Genomic DNA, 24,492 nt, shown 5'->3' on the forward strand with positions numbered 1-24,492 from the left:
AGAGGAGCCGTCATAAAGGCTTCCTTATTGCTTTGGGAAGCCTCATGCCGATGATTAGCGCCGTTAATCACGCGGCGTTGCCTTGTTATCTTCGTGTGTTTTTACCTCGTAACTTCCTTCCAGAACATCCTGCTGATGTGACCGCGTATGAGGCTCTGCGTAGCCGCCGCCAATATCCTGAGCTTGCTCAGCGCGCATCTGCTCCATTCGCTTTTTCATTTTATGGCGCACAAAAGGCATCATGGCCCAGCCAATTAAAAGAAAGAACAGGCCTAATATGACGCCAACCACCATTAGCACGCCAAACGCCAGCCACGTTAGCAGCAATTTTAAGCTGCCCATTAGCCCGCCGGGCTGCGACTGCGCTGCGCGTGTACGCCATTGTTGAGCAGCTTGCCAAGCGGCGTTACGTTGATCGCGATTCATCTGTGGCATAAAAGCCTCCATCGTCGTGTGCCTTATTGGAACATAGTTTGTTAGCCAAGTTCACTGAAGGCTGGCCTATATCTTGCTTTACTAGCGTTAGGGAAACGGTTTGCCTTGAAATACCTCCTATAAGGAACGCTCATGCAAGATAATAGTATTCTTGAACTTGCTTACGGCATTACAACGATTACGCGAGAAAAAATCGGCATGATTGAAAAAATCATGCAGCAAACTGAAATTTTGGCTTTGAATGCACGTATAGAAGCGGCAAGAGCAGGTCCCAGCGGTGCGGCCTTCTCTGTCGTTGCTCAGGAGATGGGACGTGTATCCGGTGCGATCAATGAAATCGCCCGTGATTTTCGACACCAGGTGGAGGCGCACACTGAAAGTATTGAAACGGCCGGTACGTCAATGGCCAATGAGTTTCGCGGGCAGCGCTTTACCGATATTGCTTTGAATGCAGTTGAAATCATTGACCGTAATTTGTTTGAGCGCTCCTGCGATGTGCGCTGGTGGGCGACGGATAGCGCTGTGGTCGAGGCCATACAGCATCCCAATCAGCAGCGCTGTGATTATGCGAGCCATCGGCTGGCCACTATTCTGCGCTCGTATACCGTTTATCTGGATTTATGGGTGGCAGATGCAGAAGGCAATGTGATTGCCAGCGGTCGTCCTGACCACTATCCTGGCGTAAAAGGTGTAAACGTAGCCGACACTGAATGGTTCAAGCGTGCCATGAAAACACCTGATGGAGACGCGTTCGTGGTTAACGATATTGAGCACAATGCCCTGTTGGACGACGCAGCGGTGGCAACGTATGCCACGGCTATTCGCAAAGGCGGAGAGAGTGATGGTGTTGCCATTGGCGTTTTAGGCATATTTTTTGACTGGGCCCCTCAGGCAAAGGCGGTTGTTGAAGGGGTCGGGTTAACCGAAGAGGAGCAGGCTTGTAGCCGCGTTTTATTACTCGACTCCAAGAATCACATCATTGCAGATACTCAGCAAAATACCGTTGGCAACCGGTATCCGTTAGCACGCGACAGCGAACAACGCGGGTATTATCAGGAGAAGGGGAGCTTGATAAGTTTTGCTGAAACGCCCGGCTATGAAACGTATCGAGGATTAGGCTGGTTGGGTGTTGTTGAATATCAGGTAATAGAAAATCCGACTGGATAGGATTGCTAGCACCAAAATAATGCGACTTGGCTAAAAAAGAGCATTTAATGTTCTGTTTTGGTGCAGTGAGCGCGCTAAAGAAGGTGACGGAAAACAATTGTTTGCCCATTTAGATAACGGCGTTAAATACGCATGCCCTTCATGAATAAACGAAGACTGTACATAAACATCGTTAACCCGCTAGGGTTACAGCGTCTATGTATAGTTTCTTTCATTCAATTACTTATCTAACAAGGTGGTTGTATGGCAAATCATGGAGGAAAGTCGGTGTTTATTGCATCGGCTGTCATCATTTTCAGCCTGGTCGTAGTGGGCGCAGCCTTTCCCGAAGGGTTCGGAAGTGCAGCCGAGTCGGCTCTCGCATCGGTAACACGGCTTTTTGGTTGGTTTTATCTATTTTCTGTATTTGGGTTCGTTGTGTTCCTGTTTTCACTCGCCTTTAGCAAATATGGCAAGGTGCGTTTGGGGCCTCAGGACAGTACGCCCAACTACACTTTTTTCTCATGGATTAGCATGCTGCTGGCAGCCGGGTTTGGTGTAGGGCTCGTGTTTTATGGTATGGCCGAACCCATGACGCACTATATTGAGCCGCCCTATGGCGATGTGCCGGCCGAAACGGAAGCCGCTGCCCGCTACGCTATTCAATACAGTTACTTCAACTGGGGCGTTCACCAATGGGCGGCCTTTTCGGTGGTGGGCCTGATCATTGCCTATTTCCAGTTTCGCAAAGGCCAAGCGGGGCTTGTTTCATCGGTGCTTTCGTCCGTTACCGCTAAAAGGCCGCGGCTTCGTCCTTATGCCTCGTGGTTGGATGTATTTGCGGTTGTCGCAACCGTAATGGGGGTGGCAACCTCGCTAGGGCTTGGGGTATTACAGATGAACGGCGGCTTGAACGCTGTTTTTGGCTTGCCGGAAAATGGATTTTGGCAGTTTATTATTTTGCTGGTGATGTTCTGCGCCTATATGGCGTCAACATGGTCAGGGCTTGATAAAGGTATTAAGCGCCTTTCAAACCTGAACATGGTGCTGTGCATCGGGCTAATGGTGTACGTATTGGTGACCGGCCCGACCATTGCGATCCTTGAAACGATTACGCTAGGCATTGGTGACTACCTTCAGAACTTTATTGGGATGAGTCTACGTATCTCCCCGTATAGTGATAATGAGTGGGCCAGTAGCTGGACGATTTTCTATTGGGCCTGGGTCATTGCATGGTCACCGTTTGTAGGTACGTTTATTGCGCGTGTGTCCCGTGGCCGTACGATTAAAGAGTATGTGTTTGGCGTATTGCTGGTTCCGCCACTGTTGGCTTGTCTCTGGATTGGCGTATTTGGGGGAGCAGCGCTAAACATGGAGCTTAACGGCACAAATGTAGGGTTAGCGGCCGCCACTCAGGAAAATATCACCGTGGCGCTGTTTAAAATGTTCGAGCTGATGCCGTTCTCTAACGTACTTTCTGTTGTTGCCATGATGCTCATCTTTATCTTTTTGGTAACATCGGCTGACTCTGCTTCTTATATCGTGGCGCAGATGACCGACAACGGCTCTATTAATCCCCCGCTTTATAAACGTATCATCTGGGGTGTGCTGATTGCGGCAATTTGTTTAACGCTGATTGTGGCGGGAGGCCTTTCCGGGCTTCAGTCAGCAGCAGTGCTGTCGGCACTACCGTTTACCTTTATTCTGTATATGATGGTCATTGTGCTGGTACGTGAGCTACGCGCAGATCGTAAGGCTATGTTGACCCAGCTCTATCGTCGCCACGGTGAAACGCCTGTTGGCGCCGATGCCTTTGAAGCTGAGCAGATGGGCGAAGAGGAGCGCTTACGCCGTGCACCTAATGTTATCAATCGGCGTATTAATAGCTAGGTCAACTTAATCAGGTCTTCAGGAGCAAACACATGGAGCGAGGATGCTGATGGCTCGGCGAGGACGCCACGGTGCAACACGACGCCAGCCCAAGGGGCAGGCGCTTGAGCGTTGGCTGGACCGCTGGCTGGACCGCGTCGTTACGGTCGCCGTTGTAACGGCACTGGTGATTGGTCTGTCGGCTGTCTTGGCACATTGGCTTTTGTAGGCCAACCTGGTGTAACGCAGTCCTGATTGAAATGCAGTCAAAACGCCCGGCGATAAGCCGGGCGTTTTCTTATACAGTAAGCTTTAAGCGTTTTGTCATACTTTACAGGCGCTAATGTGCAGGCTTGCCACTGCCCCTAAAGAGAGACTCCCGATGTTGCTAAATGCTGCCAAGGCTGCTTCTTCCTACGCTTCACGCCGCGAAATATTCGGCTGGGCCATGTTTGATTTCGCTAATCAGGCGTACACCTTGCTGATCATTACGGTGGTATTTGGTGAGCTGTTTACCACCGTGATTGTAGGGGACCGAGGCGATGGTTTTCGGTTGGCCAACTTTCTATGGAGCCTGGCGCTAGCGGTCAGCTATTTAATGGTGGTAATAACGGCCCCACTTTGCGGTGCGATTATGGATTATCGGGCCGAGAAAAAACGCTTTCTGTTTTTTAGCTATCTGGCCACGGTCGCCACCACCGCGATGCTTTACTTTGTATCTCCCGGCTATGTCGTGCTGGGGCTTGTTCTTATTGTGCTGTCCAATTACGCCTACTCCATGGGGGAGTCCTTTATTGCGGCCTTTCTACCGGAGCTTGGGCCGCCTGAAAAGCTTGGCAAGATTTCCGGGTTTGGCTGGTCGCTTGGGTATATTGGCGGACTGTTTGCTGCGGGCTTTACCCTCGTCGTACTGGGGGAGGCAACCGTTGAAAACTATGAGCGTATCCGCTGGGTGGGGCCCTTCGCGGCCGGTTTTTTCTTGATTACCGCTATTCCCACCTTCCTGTGGCTTAAAGAGCGCGGCACGCCCAAACCTTCTGGGGTGGCGTATTGGGATATTGCTCAACAGCGCGTACGTTCAACCCTGCATGAGTTGCGCTATTTCAAAGACTTGAGTGTGTTCCTGGTCTCGCTGCTGTTTTCCATGGCGGGGGTCTACATCATTATTGCGTTTGCGTTTATCTATGGCGCCCAGGTGATTGGCTGGGATGAAAGCGTACGTAATATCATGTTTATTATCGTTCAGATAACCGCGGCGGCCGGAGCGCTCGGGTTTGGCTGGCTTCAGGATCGGTTAGGCGCGAAACACACCTATCAAATAACGCTTGGCCTGTGGGTGGTTGCGATTATTGCCATTTGGGCAACGCCCGAAATAACCGCTTGGGCCAATGTGCATTTTGGTTGGCAGTGGCAGGCACAGCATGTCTTTCTAGCGGTTGGTTGCCTGGCGGGGCTCAGTTTAGGGTCTAGTCAGTCGGCAAGCCGCGCCTTGGTGGGTGTGTTTTCACCGCTTGAAAAATCGGCTGAATTTTTTGGCTTTTGGGGTCTGGCGAATAAATTGGCAGGCGTGATGGGCATCGTGATGCTGGGTGTACTGCAAACGATGGTTGGCCTACAAGCGTCTATCCTTTTATGTGCAGGCCTGTTTGTTATCGCAATGCTGATTTGTGCAAACGTTAATGAGCGACGAGGGCGTGATGCCGCCATCGCGTGGCAGAGCGCTTAATATACCGCAAACGGGGAGCACATAATGCAGACAGCACAGCGTGGCAGCATCGTGATGATGCTGCTTTTCTGGGTACTGTTAATCGGCTTGGGTACCTGGTGGCTGGATGGGGGGATGGAAAAAATACTGAACCCTAATGCCCATATCGTGCAGACTGCGACTGACGGCGGCCCCGTTACTTTACAGCGTAACCGTTCGGGGCACTTTGAAGCACCGGGCGAAATTAATGGTGAGCCGGTGACGTTTTTACTGGATACCGGCGCTACCTATGTGGCCGTTTCAGATGAGCTGGCCAATCGGCTGGGGCTCGAACGTGGGCGCAGCGCCTGGTTTAATACGGCCAACGGTCGCGTACAAGGAAACCTTACTCAGCTTGATGAAGTAACGCTGGGGGGGATCAATATCCGCAATGTACAAGGCTCCATCAGCCCCGGCATGGAGAATCATGTCGTGCTGCTGGGGATGAGTTTTTTGCATCTGCTGAATATTGAAATACGCAGCGGCGAAATGGTTCTGAGCCTACCCGATGCATAAGCGATACTTGTGAATAGTGTATTGGTGTGCTTAGCTAAAAGCCCACGGAAACAAATAGGCAAGGAGTGGCTATGGGTATTGAAGTCGGTGGATTACTAGGTCTGATTTGGCTCATTATTATTATTTGGGCCATTGTCAAAGTTGCTAAAAGTTCGGCAGGCGGTCTGGCTAAAGTGCTGTGGATATTAGCGCTGCTGATCTTCCCACTGGTAGGCCTGATTGCATGGCTACTATTAGGGCCCAAAGGATAGCCAAGCGGGCTAAAGGCTGCGCTGCTGGTTAGCGGTGGCGCTGCAAGTATCGGCTTTAAAAAAGGCAGGCATCGCGCCTGCCTTTTCTATAAGTATGTACCATTACGCACTGTTTCCATTACTGGGCGGCGCTTTATAGTGGCCAGGGATGGTTACTCTTTCCCCGTTGGGTAAATCGCGCACCTGAGTAGGAACATAAACACGCTTGATAACACTTTTAGCTTTACCATCTTTCATGGCTTACTCCTCCAGCCAGATTGTCGACAGTCCGCTGTCTACATTAGTCCTCTGTTTTGGAAGAATCAAGCGGTGTGCGACGGCGAGTAGAGAAAAGCGGCTACTGCTCAGGAGAAGTGTTTGCTGGGTTTTGAGGTATCCTGTGAACAGGTAACCGGCTACCTTTTGAGAACGACTGACGACATGAATGACTAACTGCCTAAGCGGAGTGAAGGATAAGATGGATAATCACTTGGAACAGAAATTTCAGGCGCTTGGGTCACAAGAAACCGTTATGCCTGACTATCCCGCTCAGGATCATATTCTGATCATAGAGGATGATCAGCGCTTGGCTGAGCTGACTCGCGACTATCTGGAAGCCAACGGTTTCCAGGTCACGCTAGAGGCCGATGGGGTGAAAGGGATGGACCGCATTCTTACGCTACAGCCTGACTTGGTCATTTTGGATTTGATGTTGCCCGGCGAGGATGGTTTGTCGATTTGTCGCCGAGTGCGGCCCAATTTTGCGGGCCCCATCATGATGTTGACGGCACGTACTGACGACGTGGACCAAATCCTTGGGTTGGAAATGGGGGCAGATGACTATGTGCCCAAACCGGTGCAGCCTCGTGTGTTGCTCGCCCGTATGCGTGCCTTGTTACGGCGTGCAGATGGCCCTGCGCCCAATGGCGAAATGCGCCTACGGTTTGAAAATTTGGAAATTGATAATGCGACCCGAGAAGCGTGGCTTGCCGGTGAACGTATTGATTTAACCAGCGCCGAGTTCGACCTGTTGTGGTTACTTGCCCGCAATGCGGGCCGGGTATTGACCCGTGAAGAGATCTTCAATGAGTTACGTGGCATTAAGTACGATGGCCAGGATCGTTCTATCGATGTACGCGTATCGAGTATTCGACCCAAGGTGGGCGATGACCCCAACCAGCCTCATCGAATCAAGACAGTGCGCAGCAAAGGCTACCTTTTCGTGAAGGACAGTTGATCAACACAGGGAAGGAAAAGGATTTATGCAGCGGCTGCTTAGCCATAGCGCGTTTTTAAAATTCTATCTACTGCTAGGCTTGGCGCTTTGTGTCGTACTGCTCATCGCGCTCGGCGGCCGCTCTTTTATTGAACAAGTCCGGCGTGAGGATTACCACGAGCAGCTGGCAGCACTGCCCATGTCATTAATGACCCAGCAACTGGCTGATGTCTCCGAAGAAGAAAGAAATTCGCTGGTTAATTACTTTGCCGAGCGGCTGGGTATGCAGCTTACTTTGCGGCGTATGAGTGAGGTAGAGCTTGGCTACTTCGCTGATAAACGCATTGAGCGTGGTAGCGTATTAGTGACTGAAGATCCTTGGCGTCTTCGTCAGCGAGTGCCTGAAAGTCAATGGTTTTTGGAAGCGACCCTGCCTGCCTGGAGCGAACGCCAATGGGAGGGCAGCCTGCTGCTGCTGGGCGAGTGGCTAAAAGCCTTGCCACGTGACGAGCGAGAAGCCAACCTGACGTCGCTGCGTTCCGGCAACTGGCCGCTCACTCTGCTTAATACGCTGCCCGATAACGTAACGTCTCAGCAGCAAAGCCAACTGGCGTTAGGCAACGTATTAACGCTGCTCGTATCCGAAAAACTGGCCGTTAGCCTGCTTTATCAACTGCCCGATGAAGACGTCTGGTTAATGGCCGGTCCTGTCTCGCGCGGTGATACGCTGCCCATGAATTTACAATTGCCGCTGTTGATTGGTGTCATGGCTGTGTTGGGTTTAATTATCTATCTGATTATGCGCAGCATCGAAGCACGTATGGCGCGCCTTGAACTGGCGGCTACCCGGATTGCCAGCGGCCGTCTTGAAACGCGCGTAAAAATAGAAAGTGACGACTTTCTGGGCCGGTTAGGCATGGCGTTTAACGGCATGGCAAGCCAAGTGCAAACGCTGCTGCGTGGCCAGCAAGAGATGATTCGTGCGGTCTCCCATGAGCTTCGCACGCCGGTGGCGCGTATTCGCTTTGCCGTACAGATGGTCGAGGACATGACTGATCAGCCCGCTATTCGGCGCCAGTTGCAGGGAATTGATGCCGATATTTCGGAGCTTGACGAGTTGGTGGATGAAATCCTTACCTATGCTCGCTTGGGCGGTGAAACGGTGAACGGGGCCGAGCTTGAAATGGCGCTGGTGGACTGCCGGGCAATGGCCGAGCGTGTGATTGATACGCTGGCGCCACTCAATGAAGGGCTTACTATTGAACTGGCGGATGGGCCGGATATTGAGCTTTTAGCCGAGCCTCGCTATTTACAGCGGGCGCTGCAAAACCTGGTGGGTAACGCCTGCCGCTATGGCAAAAAACACCTTATTATCCGGCTTTGGAGCGAAGATCAGCTGGTGCGTATTGATGTTGAGGATGACGGCCCAGGCATTCCGGCAGATGCCCGTGTGGATATTTTTAAGCCGTTTACTCGGCTGGACGATAGTCGGGCCCGCAGCCTGGGAGGCTACGGCTTGGGCCTCTCCATCGTGCAAAAGATTATGGCGGGCCACGGCGGTAGCGTCACCGTGGATACCAGCCCTGCGTTGGGTGGCGCACGCTTTACGTTGCTGATTCCTCGTCGTGAGTCGCTGGTTTAATGCCTGTGAGTACCGCAAACGAGGTTTCACGTGCGGTACGTAGAAAATCCTTCATCCAGGGCGCTTCCAGCGTCTCTTCTCGAACGGCCGCGTACAGCGTGCTCCAAATGCCGTTTTCACCCAGCTTAACGGCGCTGACGTAATCGCGCTCCAGATACTCCGTTAGCGCCCAGTTGGGCAGGGCACATACGCCTCGGCCGCTGGCGACCAACTGCATCATCATGATGGTAAGTTCGGCGGTGCGAATCTCCTGAGGGCGTACGTTTGCTGGGTCTAAAAACTGCGTAAATACATCCAGGCGTGCCTGCTCTACGGGGTAGGTGATCAGCGTTTGGTCTGCCAGGGCTTGAGGCTCGATAAAGAGCTTCCCTGCATAAGCGTGCTGACGTGCTACGGCCAAAAGCCCTTCATAGCGAAACAGCGGCGCATAGTGAACACCCTCCAGTGCCTGAGGGTCGGCAGTAATGACCAGATCCAACTGCTCGCGTGCCAGCGCCGGTAGCGGGTCAAAGTGATGGCCGCTGGGAATATCAATTTCCACTTCCGGCCAGTGGTCGCGAAAGTAGTCGACGGTAGGCATTAGCCATTGAAAGCAGCTGTGGCACTCAATAGCCATGTGCAGCCGCCCCTGCTCGCTCCCCGCCAGCCGGGCCACGTCGCGTTCGGCTTTGCGCACTTCCGGAAGTATCTGGTCGGCCAGGGCTAATAGCCGTAAACCTGCCCGAGTAAACTCGACGGGCCGTGTTTTACGCACAAAAAGCGGGCTGTTAACCCGGCCTTCCAGGTCTTTGAGCTGGTGCGAAAGGGCCGACTGGGTAAGGTGAACGCGTTCGGCAGCCTCCACCAGTGATCCCGTTTCACGTAGGGCAAGCAGTGTGCGTAGGTGGCGTAACTCAATCATGGATAATATCTTTCAATTTGAAAGGATTTATCATGACAGTCTCTCATGTACTTGGCTATTGGCGTAGGCGTCTTTGCATGAGTTTAAAAGTGTGAGAAGCGTGCTTGCCAGCAGTAAAGCCGCTTATTAACGGCATTACTGCGCTTACTGGATTTTTCCGGTCATGCACATTGTGCTAGCTTTTGGATGCGAACGCGTAAAGCAGGGTCTCCTGAGCGCTGATCGCATCGCTATCACCAGGGTCCTGCAAGCGATAGGAGCCATCGCTTTGCAGCAGCCAGCTCTGGCAATTATCGACCAGGTAGGTTTCCAGGTCTTTACGCACTCGGGTGGCGAGCTTTTTATCCAATAGCGGAAAGCAGGTTTCTACCCGATGGAACATGTTGCGCGACATAAAGTCAGCGCTTGAACACCAGGTTTCCGATTTACCGTCGTTATGGAAGTGAAATACCCGGGTGTGCTCCAGAAAACGGCCAATAATCGAGCGCACACGAATGTTTTCAGAAATGCCCGGAAGGTTGGGTTTTAGGCAGCACATGCCACGGATAATCAAATCGCACTCAACCCCCGCTTGGGAGGCACGGTAAAGCGCTTTAATCAGCCTGGGCTCGGTGAGTGAATTACACTTGATAATGATATGCCCGCGTTTACCCTTTTGTGCCAGCTGTGCTTCACGGTCAATCATCTCCACCAAACGCTCATGCAGCGTAAACGGTGCGTGCAGCAGCGTATCAATTTTGCGCGCCCGGCCCATCCCTGAAAGCTGCTGGAAGACCTTGTGCACATCGGCACATAGCGCTTTGTTGGCGGTTAACAGGCTGTAGTCGGTGTAAAGCTTGGCGGTTTTAGAGTGATAGTTGCCCGTGCCCAGGTGCGCGTAGTGGCGCAGCTCGCCCTTTTCACGCCGGACAATATGCAGCATCTTGGCGTGGGTTTTATACGCCATAATGCCGTAAATAACGATGGCCCCGGCTTCCTGTAGGCGTGAGGCAAGCTGAAGGTTATCCGCTTCGTCAAAGCGTGCGCGTAGCTCGATAACGACGGTGACTTCCTTACCTTGACTCGCGGCATCCACAAGCGCGCTCACAATAGGCGATTCGGCGCCGGTGCGGTAAAGCGTCTGTTTAATGGCCAGAACGTTTGGGTCGCGAGCCGCCTCACGCAGTAGTTCCTCAATAGGTGAGAACGACTGGAAGGGGTGGTGAAGCAAAACATCGTTTCTGGCAATCGAGTCAAACATGGAGCCGATTTTAAGCGTCTTGGGCACACTCGGCGTATACGGGCGATACACCAGTTCGGGGCGATCAACGTCTCCCAACACCGACATCATGCGGGTCAGGTTAACGGGCCCTTCAACGCGATAGAGATCCTCGGCATCAAGCTCAAACTGGCGCATTAAAAAGTTGGTCAAGTCGTCGGGGCAATTATCGGCGACTTCCAGGCGTACGCCTCTTCCATAACGGCGGGCCAGTAGCTCGCCTCGCAGCGCCGAGGCCAGGTCAGAAACCTCTTCCGGGTCGACGGTCATGTCGGCGTTGCGCGTCAATCGGAATTGATAGCAGCCGCGCACGCGCATACCGGGAAATAGCTCCTCAGCATGGGCGTGAATCATGGAGGAGAGGAAGATATATTCAGAGTAGCCTTCGGCGCAGAGCGCTTTGGGAAGCGCCATTAAACGCGGGAGCGAGCGAGGGGCAGGAAGAATTGCCATGCCGCCTGCGCGGCCAAAGGCATCTTTACCTTCCAGCTCAACAATAAAATTAAGGCTCTTATTGACCAGCCGTGGGAAGGGGTGCGAAGGATCAAGACCTATCGGGCTGATGACGGGCATGATCTCGTTATTAAACATCTCATGTACCCACTGCTTTTGCGCTTCGGTCCACTGTGCGCGGCGCCGAAAACGCAGGCCCTGTTGCTCCAGGGCGGGTAGCAGCGTGTCGTTAAGAATTTTGTACTGACGAGCGATCTGCTGGTGGGCAATTTCGGAAATTTCAGCAAGCACCGCCTTGGGCAAACGGCCATCGGCCGCTGTTGTATCATCGCCCATGGCCATCTGGTGTTTTAAACCCGCCACGCGAATTTCAAAAAATTCATCCATGTTGGATGAGAAAATAAGCAGGAACATCAGTCGATTAAGCAGTGGATGCGCATCGTCCAGTGCCTGTTCCAGGACGCGAATATTAAATTGAAGGTGGGAAAGCTCGCGATTTAAATAGAGTTGGGGGTCGTCCAGGTCGGTTTCACTAATGGCATCCTTGGCATGCACACCGTTGGGCGTACGATTAATGCGTAACGGTAAACCATCAATTTCGACGTTGGGTGGTTCGCTAAGTGATAGCGCTGTAGATGGTGTAACGTGATCGTCCATATAAGGCTCCCCCGCATTAATGGCTTCAAACTAGCATAGCGTGATACCTGCCGTGCAAAGCAGTATGCGGGAGAAAGATGACAGATAAATGTCATATATCTGTCATCTTGAGCGCGGGCTTCTAGCGTTGGGTCTGCAATAGACGAGCGGCTTCCAGGGCAAAATAGGTCAAGATACCGTCGGCTCCGGCACGTTTAAAGCACATTAGTGATTCTAGAATCACCGGCTCGGCTTCCAGCCAGCCGTTATCGAACGCGGCGCGGTGCATGGCGTATTCACCACTTACCTGATAGGCAAAGGTGGGCACTTTAAGCTCGTTTTTAACCCGATGCACCACGTCCAGATAGGGCATGCCGGGTTTCACCATGACCATATCGGCCCCTTCACTGATATCCATGGCCACTTCGTGCAGCGCTTCATCGCTATTGGCCGGGTCCATCTGGTAGGTACGCTTGTCGGCCTTGCCTAGATTGGCCGCAGAGCCGACCGCGTCGCGAAACGGGCCGTAGTATTTGGACGCGTACTTGGCGCTGTAGGCCATGATCCGCACATTGTGCAGAAATTCTTGCTCCAGTACTTGGCGGATGGCGCCAATGCGACCATCCATCATGTCTGAAGGCGCGACAACATCCGCCCCGGCTTCAGCATGGGAAAGCGCCTGCTTAAGCAGTGTTTCTACCGTGCGGTCGTTCTGAACGTAGCCTTGCTCATCTAAAATACCGTCCTGGCCGTGACTGGTGTAAGGGTCCAGGGCGACATCGGTAATAATGCCCAGCTCAGGCAGCGCCTCTTTAAGCGCGCGCACGCTGCGCTGAACCAATCCGTTGGCATTATAAGCCTCTTCGGCAAGCTCGCTTTTCTGCTCGGTACCTACCACTGGGAAGAGCGCCAGCGCGGGAATACCTAACGCAAACGCTTCCTTAGCTTGTTCAATCAATAAATCAATCGACAGGCGTTCAACGCCAGGCATGGAAGCAATGGCTTCACGCTGATTTTCACCCTCTAAAACAAACACCGGCAAGATTAAATCAGACGGTGTCAGGGTCACTTCCTGCATCAACCTACGGGAAAAATCATCGCGGCGCATGCGGCGCAGCCGAGTGTTGGGAAACTGGCGGGGAGTGAGTGTGCTCAAGAGATCTCTCCGTAATAAAGGGTCATAAATAAAGATGCCCATAGGCTTGGATTGAGTATATCAGGCATGTCTTACGGCGAAAGCCGTCTTGTGGCAAACCGCCACACTGACTAAAGTGAGCGATTGCTTTGCTGTATTGCATTCGGCAGACACTGCGATAAGGGAGATAGGCATGACCAAACAGGTGGCAGTGGTATTAGCGGGTTGTGGCGTTTTTGATGGTTCTGAAATTTATGAAACCACGTTAACGCTGTTGCGTTTGGACCAGTTGGGCATCGGTTATCGCTGCTTTGCGCCCGATATTGAGCAACATCATGTTGTTAACCATCTCACTCAGGAAGCTGTAGAAGGTGAGTCACGCAACGTGCTTCAGGAGTCAGCGCGCCTTGCACGTGGCGACATCCAGCCGATGACTGAGCTAAAGGCTGATGAGTTTGACGCGGTCATTGTGCCGGGTGGGTTTGGCGTGGCGAAGAATTTGTCTGACTTTGCAAGCGCAGGGGACGGCATGCAGGTGTTGGAGGCACTAAAAGACGCGCTTTCCGGCTTTCGGGAAGAGGAAAAACCGATTGGGTTAATGTGTATTGCGCCGGTATTGGTGCCACGGCTTTTGGGTGAGGGTGTTGCGGTTACCGTGGGCCATGACCCAAGTGTGTCGGGGGCTATCAGCGCCATGGGTGGCCTGCATCGCAGCTGCACAGTGGATGACATTGTGGTCGACCTGGAGCACCGAGTGGTCACCACGCCCGCCTATATGCTGGCAACGCGTATCAGTGAAGCCGCCACCGGTATTTTTAAGCTGGTAGACCGCATTGACGAAATGATGGGCTAATAAGCGGTAGACGCTGCGCTATAAAAAAGCCTCTGTCATGAATAATGACAGAGGCTTTTTAACGTGGTGATAACGTCAATAACGATGCGGGTTTCAGGTGGTAGAAGCGCCGTTTACGGCTACTGCTCCTCGGTAACTTGCTCATCACGCCGCTTGCGCACCAGGCGACCAAACAGCAGGCCTACCTCGTAAAGCAGGTACATGGGCACTGCCAACAGGCTTTGTGATACCACATCTGGCGGCGTTAGCAGCATCCCTATGACAAAGCAGCCCAGAAAAACATAGGGCCGCTTTTTGGAAAGGCTCTCTACGCTGGTGGCGCCCGACAGGATTAGCAAAAAGGTCGCAATGGGGATTTCAAACGCCACGCCAAAGGCGAAAAAGAGCTTCAGTACAAAGTTCAGGTACTGGTTAATATCGGTCATGACCGTGACGTTTTCAGGCCCAGCCTGGGTGAAAAAGGCAAACAGTAGCGGAAATACCACATAGTAGGCAAAAGCCGCACCCGCATAAAAAAGCCCAATACTTGAGACCAGAATGGGAATCGCCAAGGCTTTTTCATTATCGTATAGCCCTGGCGCGATAAACGCCCATGCCTGATGCAGTACAAAGGGTATAGCGATAAAAACGGCGACCACCAGGGTTAGCTTAAAGGGCGCTAGAAAGGGCGAGGCTACTTCGGTCGCAATCATCTGCGAACCCGGCGGTAGCAGAGCCATCAGCGGCTTGGCCACAAAGCCATAGATATCATTGGCAAAAGCATAAAGGCCCAGAAAAACCACTAAAATGACCACCACCGCACGGACAAGGCGCATGCGAAGCTCAATCAAATGCTCAATCAATGGGGCCTGCTGCTGATCGTTCTGGGGTTCCCGAGCGTCGCCAGAGGTACTCATGGGTTCTGACTATCCTTTTTAGAGGTCGCCTTTAAGGGCTCGTTGGAGGTATGGGGCGCCGCTTCGTTCACTTCCCGCTGCGCTTCATCCAACTGGGCACTTGCCTGGGCTACACGTTGCTCCGTTTCACTCTGGCTTGCCGATGAAGAAGTGCTGCGCGAGGAGGGAGTGTCGAGAATGCTCTCAACGTCTTTTTTAGCACTCTTCAGACTATCGTTAATGGTCTTTTGCTGTTCGTTCAGCGTTTGGCGCAGCTCTTCTGCTTCAAGCTGCGCGCTAATTTCGCGCTGCATGCCGGATATCGTGCGCTTGATTTTACCAACCCAAAGGCCTGCCGTACGCGCCGCCCGAGGGAGGCGCTCAGGGCCAAGTACCAGTAGTCCCACGACACCGACAAGCATCAGTTCAAGAAAGCCGATATCCAACATAAATTATTTGGACTCTTCGTTACGGGCCTTGCGATTTTCGTCGGCCTGAACGTCATAAGTGTTGCCAGGTTCTTCGTGGCTAACCTTGGCATGCGGAGGCTCGGCGTCTTTCTTTTCGTCGTCTTTCTCGTCTTCATGCACCGCTTTTTTAAAGCCTTTAACCGCGCCGCCCAGGTCGGTGCCCACATTGCGTAGCTTTTTGGTGCCGAAGATTAAAATAATGATGCCTAATACAATTAGCAGCTGCCAAATACTGATGCCACCTAACATATGCGTATCCTCGTTAATTCAAATGCGTGTTATTTATTATGGCGTACGTGCGGCTTTTTCGTCATGGCCGGAAATGCCAAAGCGCCGCGCCAACTCGTTTAACACATCCTGATGATCCAGCTCCAGGTGAGAGAGCATAACCAGCGTATGGAACCAAAGGTCGGCGGTTTCCGAGACCAGTGCCTGGCGCTGCTCGTGGCTGCCGTGTTCTGCATCCTTTGCGGCAAGCAGCGTCTCGGTGGCTTCTTCACCCACTTTTTCGAGTATCTTGTTCAAACCCTTATGATGCAAGGAGGCAACGTAAGAATCTTCAGAAGAGGCGCTGCGCCGCTGCTTTAGTACCTCGGCGAGGGTGTCCAGCACGGGGGCGTGATTAGACGTTAAAGGGGTATTCATGAGTCTCCTTTACAACAGTGAGCATCATCATTCGTTAGTGAAAGTCCCACCACGTGCGAACGTCCAATCACGGTTATAACAATGCTATTGCCATAACAGTAGCAGCAAGCCAATGGCGGCTGCGCCTAAAATCGGCCAATCCTGAGTAGCGGCCCAACTGGCAAGCGGCTGCCAGGCCAGTGCAATTGCTACCAAGAGCAGGCCAATTCGTAAGCGGTGATGGCGTTTTCCTTGATCCGCCATTTGGCGCTGCATGTGATGAATCGAGTCGACCTGTTGGTGACGCTGGCGATGTTCAACTTCCATCCGGGTCAGCGCCTGGTGGGCAAGAACGGGCAGTTCAGGCAACTGATGAGAAAGCTCAGGCGCTTGGCGCTTTAACGACTCCCACAGCCCGCTAATGCCCGCGCGGTCTTTCATCCACTGTTCAAGATAGGGCTTGGCAGTGCTCCATAGATCAAGTTCCGGGTAGAGCTGGCGGCCAAGGCCTTCAATATTGAGCAGGGTCTTTTGCAGCAGTACCAACTGAGGCTGGACTTCCATATTAAAGCGCCGAGCCGTTTGAAAAAGCCCTAACAGTACTTGGCCAAAGGAAATGTCTTTTAAAGGCTTTTCAAGGATCGGCTCGCAAACGGTGCGGATGGCCGCGGCAAACTCATTCGCGCGAGTATTCTCGCCCACCCAGCCAGATTCGATGTGCAGCGCGGCGACTTCATAATAGTCTTGATGGAAAAATGCCAAAAGGTTACGCGCGAGATAGTCCTGATCCTCGCGGGTTAAACTGCCCACAATCCCACAGTCGATCGCAATGTATTGAGGATCTTCGGGATTATCGCAATTAACAAAAATATTACCCGGGTGCATATCAGCGTGGAAGAAGTTGTCGCGAAATACCTGGGTAAAAAAGAGTTCTACGCCGCGCTCAGCGAGTTTCTTTAAGTTGACCCCACGGGCGGTCAGCGTCTCCATATCCGCGACGGGTACACCGCGAATACGCTCCTGAACCATCACGTGACGGCGAGTGAAAGGCCAATAAATAGTCGGTACAAACAGCAGCGGTGAATCCTTGAAGTTACGCTTGAGCTGTGAGGTGTTGGCCGCTTCTTTATAAAGGTCCAGTTCGTCGAATAGCGTGGCCTCATAGTCGCGAATCACTTCGACCGGGCGCAGTCGGCGGGCTTCAGGCACCTTGGCAAACAGTTTGGCAACCTGATACATCAGCGCCATGTCCTGGCGCATGATGCGGTCGATACCGGGGCGGATAATTTTAACCACCACCTCTTCGCCGGTATGTAGCTTGGCCGCATGTACCTGAGCGATGGATGCCGAGGCAAGTGGCGCCTGCTCGAATTCAGCGAACGCTACATCAAGTGACATCTCCAGCTCTTTTTCGACCCGGGCGGCGGCAAGTTCGCCCGGAAAGGGCGGCACCTGATCCTGTAGGCGCCTAAGCTCGTTGGCGACATCATCCGGCAAGAGGTCTCGACGCGTGGAGAGCATCTGGCCAAATTTGATAAAAATAGGCCCCAGCGCTTCCAGCGCCAGGCGCAATCGCTCGCCACGACTGCGATGACCAACCGAAAAAAGTCGCAGCGGTGAAAACCATAAAAGCGCTCGCAGCCAAAACGGCAGCCGCTCCATGGGAATCAGAGTGTCTAGCCGATGGCGCGCAATCACCCAAAGAATTTTGAACAGACGCAGGCTCATGCCGACGGCTCCTGTGAGGCAAGCGATGAGTCACGCAGCAGACGGCGATGGAGTCGGTTAAAGCGGGCTTCCAAACGGTCAGTTGCCACTTCAAGTTCGGTTAAGTGGTCACGCAGCACGTCACGCTGCTGGCGGCCTGGCAGTAAACGCGCTTCTTCAAATACATACTCTGAGACATCCTGAAGAAGCTCATTCTTGGTACGCAGCCCCCAGCGCGTCAGGCGGCGCACGCCTTCGGCCAACGAGTGAGCGGGGATATCGCCCAACCAATTGGCAAGCTCGGCTTCCCAGTCGATATCCAGGTCAAACAGCAGGTCGCGGGTGGCTTCCAGCAGATGAATGCGTCCGCGAACCGCGAGCTTGCCGTCAAACATGAGCCGCTCAATGGAGGCGCCGCTGATCCATTCAGAGAAGGTTTCAGGCGTGAGTTCTACCACCGCGTCGACATCGGCTTCGTCTACGTCATCGCCACGTAGCAGGTCAATACCCGCCAAATGGTAATGCAGTACCAGCTGCAGATGTGGCTTTTCCAAACGCACCAAAAGCCGACTGCCTGCCAGGGCCGCTAAGCGAGCCGGTGCGGCAGGGTCGCGAGCGAGCAGGGCATTCAGCGTACGTTCACAACCGGCCAACACAAGTGTCGGGGTTAACAGCATGCTGACCTCGTGATCGTTGATACCACTATCGACGATAACGTCATAACTTGATGCCACGGTGCAAGGCCACAATGCCGCCTGTCAGGTTGGTGTACTCCACCCGCTCAAGGCCTGCTGCTTCCATCATCGCTTTAAGCGTTTCCTGGTTCGGGTGCATGCGAATGGACTCCGCTAAATAGCGGTAGCTTTCGCCGTCTCCAGCGACAAGCTCGCCCATTTTAGGCAGCAGGCGGAAAGAGTACTCATCGTAGGCTTTAGAAAGCAGCGGGTTATTGGGCTTGGAGAACTCCAGCACCAGCAAGCGGCCACCCGGTTTTAGCACGCGGGCCATGGAGCGTAGCGCGGCGTCTTTGTTGGTCACATTACGCAAGCCAAACGCAATCGTAATACAGTCAAAACTATTGTCAGGGAAGGGCAAGCACTCAGCGTTGGCCTGAACGTATTCAACATTGCCACCGACGCCATTATCCATCAGCTTGTCGCGGCCAACCTTCAGCATGGAGGCATTGATGTCGGCAAGCACGACTTTGCCGCGCGGGCCAACAATACGTGAGAACTTAAGGGTTAAATCTCCGGTGCCCCCCGCGATATCTAAAACGTGGTGGCCGGGGCGAACGCCCGCACGCTCAATGGTGAAACGTTTCCATACACGGTGGATGCCCATCGACATTAAGTCGTTCATAACGTCGTAACGGGCGGCGACAGAGTGGAACACATCCGCTACACGTGATGCTTTCTCGTCGACCGGGACTTCTTGATAACCAAAATCGGTGGTGCGCTTTTCCGTGGGGCTCATGGGGCTTTAGCTCCCGAGTTCGAGGCGGTAACAATCGACCAGATGGTCGTCGTATAAAAAAGTTTGGCGATATTGTAGCCTTGTCTGCCCCAATTTGTCTGCGCCTGGTCGGATGCGCTGGGTCATGGTTTTTGAGTTTGGTTCTTGGGTTATGGTTCTTGAAGCATGGTTCTTGAAGCATGCTTCTCGAATCACAGCTGCTTGAATTGGATACCTGCCGGCTCGCGCGATGCACCGGCTTCTTTTAGCCGCTGCAGGTAGTTCTCCCAATAGGCTTTTTGATGCGTGGCGAGTTCAAACAGGTATTCCCAGCTATAAATGCCGCTGCTATGCCCGTCATCAAAGTAAAGCTGTAGCGCATAGTTGCCTGTCTGGACGATGTTTTGTAGCCCAACATCCTTTTTACCGACTTGAAGCACAGCGGTATCACCGCCATGACCACGTACCTCCGCAGAGGGCGAGTAAACCCGCAAAAACTCTATCGGCAACCGGAAGCTCTCACCGCTGGCATAGCCAAGCTCAAGTTCGCGGGCCTTTTTATGATAGTGAACCCGGTTGGGGGCGGGAGCGTTCATGCACAAACCTCTTGGCTCATTGCCGAGATAGCTTGCCCACCTTCTGCGTCCCATTGAAACAGGCATCAGTGGGCAAGCGATTTAAGCGATCATTACAGGATATAGCGCGACAGGTCTTCGTCGACAGCCAGTTCACCTAGTTGGGCATTCACATAATTGGCATCAATGACCAGCGGGCTGTCCATATCGCCGCCCTTGAACGAGGCTTCTTCCAGCAAGCGCTCCATCACGGTGTGCAAGCGGCGAGCGCCGATATTCTCGGTGCCTTCGTTAACCTGCCAGGAGATCTCGGCGATACGCTCAATCCCGTCAGGGGTGAACTCAATACCCAGCCCTTCGGTTGCCAGCAGCGCCTGGTACTGTTTGGTCAATGATGCGGATGGCTCGGTCAGAATGCGCTTGAAGTCGCCCGGCGTTAGCGCATCAAGCTCCACGCGGATCGGCAGGCGGCCCTGTAGCTCGGGGATCAGGTCAGACGGACGCGCCAAGTGGAAAGCGCCGGATGCGATGAACAGGATATGGTCAGTTTTCACCATGCCGTACTTGGTGGAAACCGTAGAACCTTCGATCAACGGCAGCAGGTCACGCTGAACGCCTTCACGAGACACTTCACCACCGCTGGACTGTCCGCTGCCCTTGGCAACTTTGTCGATCTCATCCAGGAACACGATGCCGTGCTGCTCTACGGCCTCAACGGCACGCGCTTTGATTTCATCTTCATTCACCAGCTTGCCGGCTTCTTCATCGCGCAGCAGTACCAGCGCTTCTTTGACCGTTACGCGGCGCTGCTCGCGTTTCTGCTGGCCCATGTTGGAAAACAGGCTCTGCAGTTGATTGGTCATCTCTTCCATGCCAGGCGGCGTCATGATGTCGACACCTGTGCTCTGGGAAGATACCTCTATATCGATCTCTTTATCATCCAGCTGGCCTTCGCGCAGTTTTTTGCGAAAGCTTTGACGCGTGCTGGAGTCTTCACGAGGCTTGTCTTCCTGGCCGCGGGGCGGCGGCAGAAGCGCATCAAGCACGCGATCTTCAGCGGCATCGTCGGCACGATGGCCGACTTCCTCTTTGGCATGCTCGCGTACCATTTTCATGGCCGATTCCATCAAATCGCGAATGATGGATTCCACATCGCGGCCAACGTAGCCTACCTCGGTAAATTTAGTGGCTTCTATTTTGATAAACGGTGCACGGGCGAGTTTCGCTAAGCGACGCGCAATCTCGGTTTTACCCACGCCGGTCGGTCCGATCATCAAAATATTTTTCGGGGTTACTTCAGGACGTAGGTCGTCGTCAAGCTGCATGCGGCGCCAGCGATTGCGCAGCGCAATGGCAACGGCGCGCTTGGCGTCTTGCTGGCCGATGATGTATTGATCAAGCGCGTGGACGATTTCGCGGGGTGTCATCTGAGTCATTAAGTCAGCCTCAACGTTCGTTGATATTCAGCTCTTCGAGCGTCACGTGATGGTTGGTGAATACACAGATGTCACCGGCAATTTGGAGCGATTTCTCGGTGATTTCACGCGCGGAAAGCTCGGTGTTCTCAAGTAGTGCTCGGGCGCTTGCCTGGGCAAAGTTGCCGCCTGAGCCAATCGCGATAATGCCGCGTTCAGGCTCCACTACATCGCCGTTGCCGGTAATGATCAGCGAGGCGCTGTGGTCAGCGACGGCAAGCAGCGCTTCCAGCCGGCGCAGGGCACGGTCGGTGCGCCAGTCTTTGGCTAGCTCAACGGCCGCCTTGGTCAAGTGACCCTGATACTTTTCAAGTTGGGCTTCGAAGCGCTCAAACAGCGTAAATGCGTCAGCGGTGCCGCCTGCAAAACCGGCGAGCACTTTGCCACGGTAGAGGCGACGCACCTTGCTGGCGTTGCCTTTCATCACGGTGTTGCCAAGTGATACCTGGCCGTCGCCTGCCAGGGCAACCTGATTACCGCGACGTACGGATACGATAGTGGTCATGGAGATAACTCCTTGGGGGAGGCGTGCTCCCGATAACTGAACGGCCGCTTAAACGATGATAGAGCGACCGCCTATAAAAGACGATGAACAATAAAGTGCGGGCGGCTGATAAAAAATCAACCGCCCGCTGGGTAACGCCTACCGCTTTATTCGTTTGAGACCCGGTTCTTAAAATCAGTTTTGCAGCTGTATCAACAAGGGTTCAATACCTTGCGTGGTCATTAAATCCTGAGCGCGGTTCAACTCGCGTGTGTCTTCGTAAGGGCCTACCTGGACACGGTGCCACGTATCGCCGCCCGCTTGCACTTCGCTGATTTGCGCCAGTAGGCTTAAGTTGCGTAACCGGCTGCGTAGTTGCTCGGCATCGCTTAGCTCACGAAACGAAGCGGCCTGCAATACGTAGCGATTAGGCGCGCTGGTGCTGGCGGGGGCTGCCGGCTGCGCGGTACTTGTCTGCTCTTCTGGTCGCGTGTTGGCCGCAATCACCTGAGCGATAGGGTCGTCAGTTGATGACGTTTGGGTTGAGGCGCTCTCGGCGGCTTGCACATCAACTTGCTCGGCAACTTCTGGGCGGGTAACGCTTGAAGGAAGCGTGACGCCTGGGGCAATGACCTCGGTTTCAGGCAGCAAGGTATAGAACTCGAACGTGGGCATCGAGGGTTCGCTTGCGGTTTCGTTTTCCCTGGCGGCGGCACGTTCGGCACTTTCGGGTTTGGAGAGTACCGTTGCCTGCGGTTGGTCACTTGGCGTGTCCTGCCAGGGCGCCGTGCCGTGCTGGTGCTGAGCAAGGAAAAAGCCTGCGGCCAAACCGGCAAGACCCCATAGCCACCCCGGCAGGCGAAATCCTCTGCCTTTGGAAGAGCGAGGGGCTTTACGCTGCGAGGTAGCGCCCTGGCGAGAGCGAGCAGGCTTTTTGCGCGGGCTGGCCATGGCTTACATCTCCTCGGGGGCACTAACGCCCATCAAGTCCAGGCCATTACGCAGTACCTGACGGGTTGCCAGACCCAGCGAGAGACGCACGTTACGCAGCGTATCGTCTTCGACCATGACTTTGACCGCGTTGTAGCAGGTATGGAAATCCCCCGCCAGGTCCAGTAGATACTGAGCCACTTGCTGTGGTTCGCGGTTTTTCGCCGCGTTTTGAACCACTTCTGGGTAGCGCGCCAGGCGGTTAAGCACGGCTTTTTCCTGATCGCTGTCCAGCAGCGCGAGATTGGCAAGCGCCAAGGCATGATCAAAAGGCTGACCCGCTGCCTCAGTTTTACGCAGCATGCTGCTTACGCGCGCGTGGGCGTACTGAATGTAGTACACCGGGTTGTCGTTGGACTGCGAGCGCGCCAGGTCAATGTCGAAAGTTAGCTGGGAGTCGGCGCGGCGTGCAGCGAGGAAGAAGCGCGTGGCATCACGGCCCACTTCATCAATCAGGTCGCGCACCGTAACGTAGCTGCCTGCCCGCTTGGAGAGTTTTACTTCAACGCCTGAGCGCGTGACCATCACCATCTGATGCAGTACGTAGTCGGGCCAGCCTTTGGGGATGCCCACTTCCAGCGCTTGAAGGCCCGCTCGCACACGGGTAACGGTCGAATGGTGGTCGGCCCCCTGCTCGTTAATGACGGTGGTAAAGCCGCGCTGCCATTTATCCAGGTGGTAAGCAACGTCGGGCAGGAAGTAGGTATAGCCGCCTTCACGCTTGCGCATGACGCGGTCTTTGTCATCGCCAAAGTCAGTGGTACGCAGCCACATGGCGCCATCTTCTTCGTAGGTGTGGCCGTTGGCGACGAGTTTTTCAACCGCTTCGTTGACCTTGCCGTCCTGATAAAGCGATGACTCCAGGAAGTACACGTCAAATTCAACGCCGAAAGCTTTTAGGTCCAGATCCTGTTCGCGGCGCAGCCAGGCAACGGCAAACTCTTGAATGGCGTCCAGGTCTTCGGCGTCTGCCTTGGCGGTTACTTCGCGATCATCAGCGGTAACCGTTTTACCCGCCACGTAGTCGTTGGCGACATCGGTAATGTATTCGCCGCGATAGCCGTCTTCCGGCCAGCTTTCATCATCAGGGCCCAGGTTTTTGGCGCGCGCCTGTACCGAGCGGGCCAGGTTGGCAATCTGTGCGCCTGCATCGTTGTAGTAAAACTCACGCGTGACATCGTAACCGGTTGCTTCCAGCAGGCGGCACAAGCAGTCGCCAATCGCGGCACCTCGGCCGTGGCCTACATGTAACGGGCCTGTTGGGTTGGCCGATACAAATTCGACCTGCACTTTTTCCGCCTTGCCCATCATGCTGCGGCCAAAGGCGTCGCCGCTATCCAGCACTTGCGCCACAATTTGGGCGGCGGCATCAGGGGCGGCAAAAAAGTTGATAAACCCGGGCCCAGCAATTTCGGTTTTTTGAAGTGCATCGCTTTCTGGCAGTGCGGCAATCAACGACTCGGCCAGCTCACGAGGGTTTTTACCGGCAGGCTTGGCCAGCATGAGTGCCAGGTTCGTGGCGTAATCGCCGTGCGCCTTGTCTTTGGTGGGGTCAACTTTGATGTTGGGCTGAAGGTCATCAGGCAGCACGCCTTGGTGCTTAAGCGCATCAATGGCGCCGTTGAGCAGGGAAACAATCGTGTCTTTCATTTAGGTATCCGGGTAACGTCGGTGGCGGCGTGTGCAAGTGCGCACTTACGAAGTGCATCAGCAAAGCGGCCATTATCAGCATTTGGCGCGCAGTTTCAAAGGTGTTGATGCGATCCTTGCATAAGTGCCCTTGGCAATCCTGGCTATTTCAACGGG

General features: G+C 53.9%; 26 protein-coding genes. 9 read left to right on the forward strand and 17 right to left on the reverse strand.

What is annotated here, in order from left to right:
* Positions 1-63: 63 nt before the first annotated feature.
* Complete coding sequence (locus ACT3R4_RS01825; RefSeq protein ID WP_172117370.1) at positions 64-435, reverse strand: hypothetical protein; 372 nt, start codon at positions 433-435, stop codon at positions 64-66.
* A gap of 132 nt (positions 436-567) precedes the next feature.
* Between ACT3R4_RS01825 and ACT3R4_RS01830 the strand changes: the two genes are divergently transcribed.
* The 6 genes from ACT3R4_RS01830 (at position 568) to ACT3R4_RS01855 (ending at position 5,961) form a co-directional block, all read left to right on the forward strand.
* Positions 568-1,602, forward strand: a complete 1,035-nt coding sequence (locus tag ACT3R4_RS01830; RefSeq protein WP_172117371.1) for a methyl-accepting chemotaxis protein — start codon at positions 568-570, stop codon at positions 1,600-1,602.
* Between the two features lie 243 nt (positions 1,603-1,845).
* Complete coding sequence (locus ACT3R4_RS01835; RefSeq protein ID WP_172117372.1) at positions 1,846-3,471, forward strand: BCCT family transporter; 1,626 nt, start codon at positions 1,846-1,848, stop codon at positions 3,469-3,471.
* A 43-nt stretch (positions 3,472-3,514) separates the two neighbouring features.
* Positions 3,515-3,679: a hypothetical protein gene (locus ACT3R4_RS01840; protein WP_172117332.1), complete on the forward strand. Its 165-nt coding sequence runs from the start codon at positions 3,515-3,517 to the stop codon at positions 3,677-3,679.
* A gap of 153 nt (positions 3,680-3,832) precedes the next feature.
* Positions 3,833-5,176, forward strand: coding sequence for an MFS transporter (locus ACT3R4_RS01845; protein WP_441677279.1), 1,344 nt, complete (start codon positions 3,833-3,835; stop codon positions 5,174-5,176).
* 24 nt (positions 5,177-5,200) lie between these two features.
* A complete protein-coding gene (locus ACT3R4_RS01850) occupies positions 5,201-5,710 on the forward strand; it encodes a retropepsin-like aspartic protease family protein (protein ID WP_172117374.1) in 510 nt (169 codons plus the stop codon).
* A gap of 71 nt (positions 5,711-5,781) precedes the next feature.
* Positions 5,782-5,961: a PLDc N-terminal domain-containing protein gene (locus tag ACT3R4_RS01855; protein WP_172117375.1), complete on the forward strand. Its 180-nt coding sequence runs from the start codon at positions 5,782-5,784 to the stop codon at positions 5,959-5,961.
* A 102-nt stretch (positions 5,962-6,063) separates the two neighbouring features.
* Here the strand turns inward: ACT3R4_RS01855 and ACT3R4_RS01860 are convergent, their stop codons facing one another.
* Complete coding sequence (locus ACT3R4_RS01860; RefSeq protein ID WP_254908543.1) at positions 6,064-6,198, reverse strand: hypothetical protein; 135 nt, start codon at positions 6,196-6,198, stop codon at positions 6,064-6,066.
* A gap of 220 nt (positions 6,199-6,418) precedes the next feature.
* Here ACT3R4_RS01860 and ACT3R4_RS01865 point away from each other — a divergent pair, with 220 nt between their 5' ends.
* Both ACT3R4_RS01865 and ACT3R4_RS01870 read left to right on the forward strand, forming a co-directional pair.
* On the forward strand, positions 6,419-7,177 hold the full coding sequence (locus ACT3R4_RS01865) for a winged helix-turn-helix domain-containing protein (protein ID WP_441677277.1): 759 nt from the start codon (positions 6,419-6,421) through the stop codon (positions 7,175-7,177).
* 25 nt (positions 7,178-7,202) lie between these two features.
* Positions 7,203-8,798: an ATP-binding protein gene (locus ACT3R4_RS01870; RefSeq protein ID WP_441677275.1), complete on the forward strand. Its 1,596-nt coding sequence runs from the start codon at positions 7,203-7,205 to the stop codon at positions 8,796-8,798.
* Here the strand turns inward: ACT3R4_RS01870 and ACT3R4_RS01875 are convergent.
* From ACT3R4_RS01875 to hemB, 3 genes are all read right to left on the reverse strand, one after another.
* The gene (locus ACT3R4_RS01875; protein WP_172117377.1) at positions 8,761-9,699 is read right to left on the reverse strand and encodes a LysR family transcriptional regulator; all 939 of its coding nucleotides are present in this window, start codon (positions 9,697-9,699) and stop codon (positions 8,761-8,763) included. The two genes, ACT3R4_RS01870 and ACT3R4_RS01875, sit on opposite strands and share 38 nt — an antisense overlap.
* Before the next feature lie 175 nt (positions 9,700-9,874).
* Entirely contained in the window at positions 9,875-12,067 is a 2,193-nt protein-coding gene (ppk1, locus tag ACT3R4_RS01880) for a polyphosphate kinase 1 (RefSeq protein WP_441677273.1), read from the reverse strand.
* A gap of 121 nt (positions 12,068-12,188) precedes the next feature.
* The gene (hemB, locus tag ACT3R4_RS01885) at positions 12,189-13,202 is read right to left on the reverse strand and encodes a porphobilinogen synthase (protein WP_441677271.1); all 1,014 of its coding nucleotides are present in this window, start codon (positions 13,200-13,202) and stop codon (positions 12,189-12,191) included.
* A 172-nt stretch (positions 13,203-13,374) separates the two neighbouring features.
* On the opposite strand from hemB, the gene elbB reads away from it, so the two are divergent.
* Positions 13,375-14,034 carry an isoprenoid biosynthesis glyoxalase ElbB gene (gene elbB / locus ACT3R4_RS01890; protein ID WP_441677269.1) on the forward strand — a complete coding sequence of 220 codons (660 nt, stop codon included), beginning with the start codon at positions 13,375-13,377 and terminating at the stop codon, positions 14,032-14,034.
* A 119-nt stretch (positions 14,035-14,153) separates the two neighbouring features.
* Here elbB and tatC read toward each other — a convergent pair whose 3' ends face one another.
* The 12 genes from tatC to argS form a co-directional block, all read right to left on the reverse strand.
* Entirely contained in the window at positions 14,154-14,930 is a 777-nt protein-coding gene (gene tatC / locus ACT3R4_RS01895; protein WP_441677267.1) for a twin-arginine translocase subunit TatC, read from the reverse strand.
* Complete coding sequence (gene tatB, locus ACT3R4_RS01900; RefSeq protein WP_193056847.1) at positions 14,927-15,358, reverse strand: Sec-independent protein translocase protein TatB; 432 nt, start codon at positions 15,356-15,358, stop codon at positions 14,927-14,929. The genes tatC and tatB overlap by 4 nt, the downstream gene beginning before the upstream one ends.
* A 3-nt stretch (positions 15,359-15,361) precedes the next feature.
* Complete coding sequence (gene tatA, locus ACT3R4_RS01905; RefSeq protein WP_441677265.1) at positions 15,362-15,628, reverse strand: Sec-independent protein translocase subunit TatA; 267 nt, start codon at positions 15,626-15,628, stop codon at positions 15,362-15,364.
* Positions 15,629-15,664: 36 nt separating this feature from the next.
* Entirely contained in the window at positions 15,665-16,024 is a 360-nt protein-coding gene (locus ACT3R4_RS01910) for a phosphoribosyl-ATP diphosphatase (RefSeq protein WP_441677263.1), read from the reverse strand.
* An 84-nt stretch (positions 16,025-16,108) separates the two neighbouring features.
* Positions 16,109-17,731, reverse strand: a complete 1,623-nt coding sequence (gene ubiB, locus ACT3R4_RS01915; protein WP_441677261.1) for a ubiquinone biosynthesis regulatory protein kinase UbiB — start codon at positions 17,729-17,731, stop codon at positions 16,109-16,111.
* Positions 17,728-18,387, reverse strand: coding sequence for a ubiquinone biosynthesis accessory factor UbiJ (locus ACT3R4_RS01920; protein ID WP_441677328.1), 660 nt, complete (start codon positions 18,385-18,387; stop codon positions 17,728-17,730). The genes ubiB and ACT3R4_RS01920 overlap by 4 nt, the downstream gene beginning before the upstream one ends.
* Before the next feature lie 40 nt (positions 18,388-18,427).
* Positions 18,428-19,183 (reverse strand): bifunctional demethylmenaquinone methyltransferase/2-methoxy-6-polyprenyl-1,4-benzoquinol methylase UbiE, encoded by a 756-nt coding sequence (gene ubiE, locus ACT3R4_RS01925; protein ID WP_172117386.1) that lies wholly within the window; start codon positions 19,181-19,183, stop codon positions 18,428-18,430.
* A gap of 191 nt (positions 19,184-19,374) precedes the next feature.
* Positions 19,375-19,758 (reverse strand): gamma-butyrobetaine hydroxylase family protein, encoded by a 384-nt coding sequence (locus ACT3R4_RS01930; protein ID WP_172117387.1) that lies wholly within the window; start codon positions 19,756-19,758, stop codon positions 19,375-19,377.
* A gap of 92 nt (positions 19,759-19,850) precedes the next feature.
* The gene (hslU, locus tag ACT3R4_RS01935; protein WP_441677258.1) at positions 19,851-21,173 is read right to left on the reverse strand and encodes an ATP-dependent protease ATPase subunit HslU; all 1,323 of its coding nucleotides are present in this window, start codon (positions 21,171-21,173) and stop codon (positions 19,851-19,853) included.
* A 10-nt stretch (positions 21,174-21,183) separates the two neighbouring features.
* On the reverse strand, positions 21,184-21,717 hold the full coding sequence (gene hslV, locus ACT3R4_RS01940; protein WP_018918810.1) for an ATP-dependent protease subunit HslV: 534 nt from the start codon (positions 21,715-21,717) through the stop codon (positions 21,184-21,186).
* A gap of 174 nt (positions 21,718-21,891) precedes the next feature.
* Positions 21,892-22,647 (reverse strand): SPOR domain-containing protein, encoded by a 756-nt coding sequence (locus ACT3R4_RS01945; RefSeq protein WP_441677256.1) that lies wholly within the window; start codon positions 22,645-22,647, stop codon positions 21,892-21,894.
* A 3-nt stretch (positions 22,648-22,650) separates the two neighbouring features.
* Positions 22,651-24,336, reverse strand: coding sequence for an arginine--tRNA ligase (gene argS / locus ACT3R4_RS01950; protein WP_441677254.1), 1,686 nt, complete (start codon positions 24,334-24,336; stop codon positions 22,651-22,653).
* Between the last annotated feature and the right edge of the window lie 156 nt (positions 24,337-24,492).

Origin of the sequence: Halomonas sp. AOP7-E1-9 (assembly GCF_052376035.1) — a bacterium.
Classification (GTDB): Bacteria; Pseudomonadota; Gammaproteobacteria; order Pseudomonadales; family Halomonadaceae; genus Vreelandella; species Vreelandella citrativorans.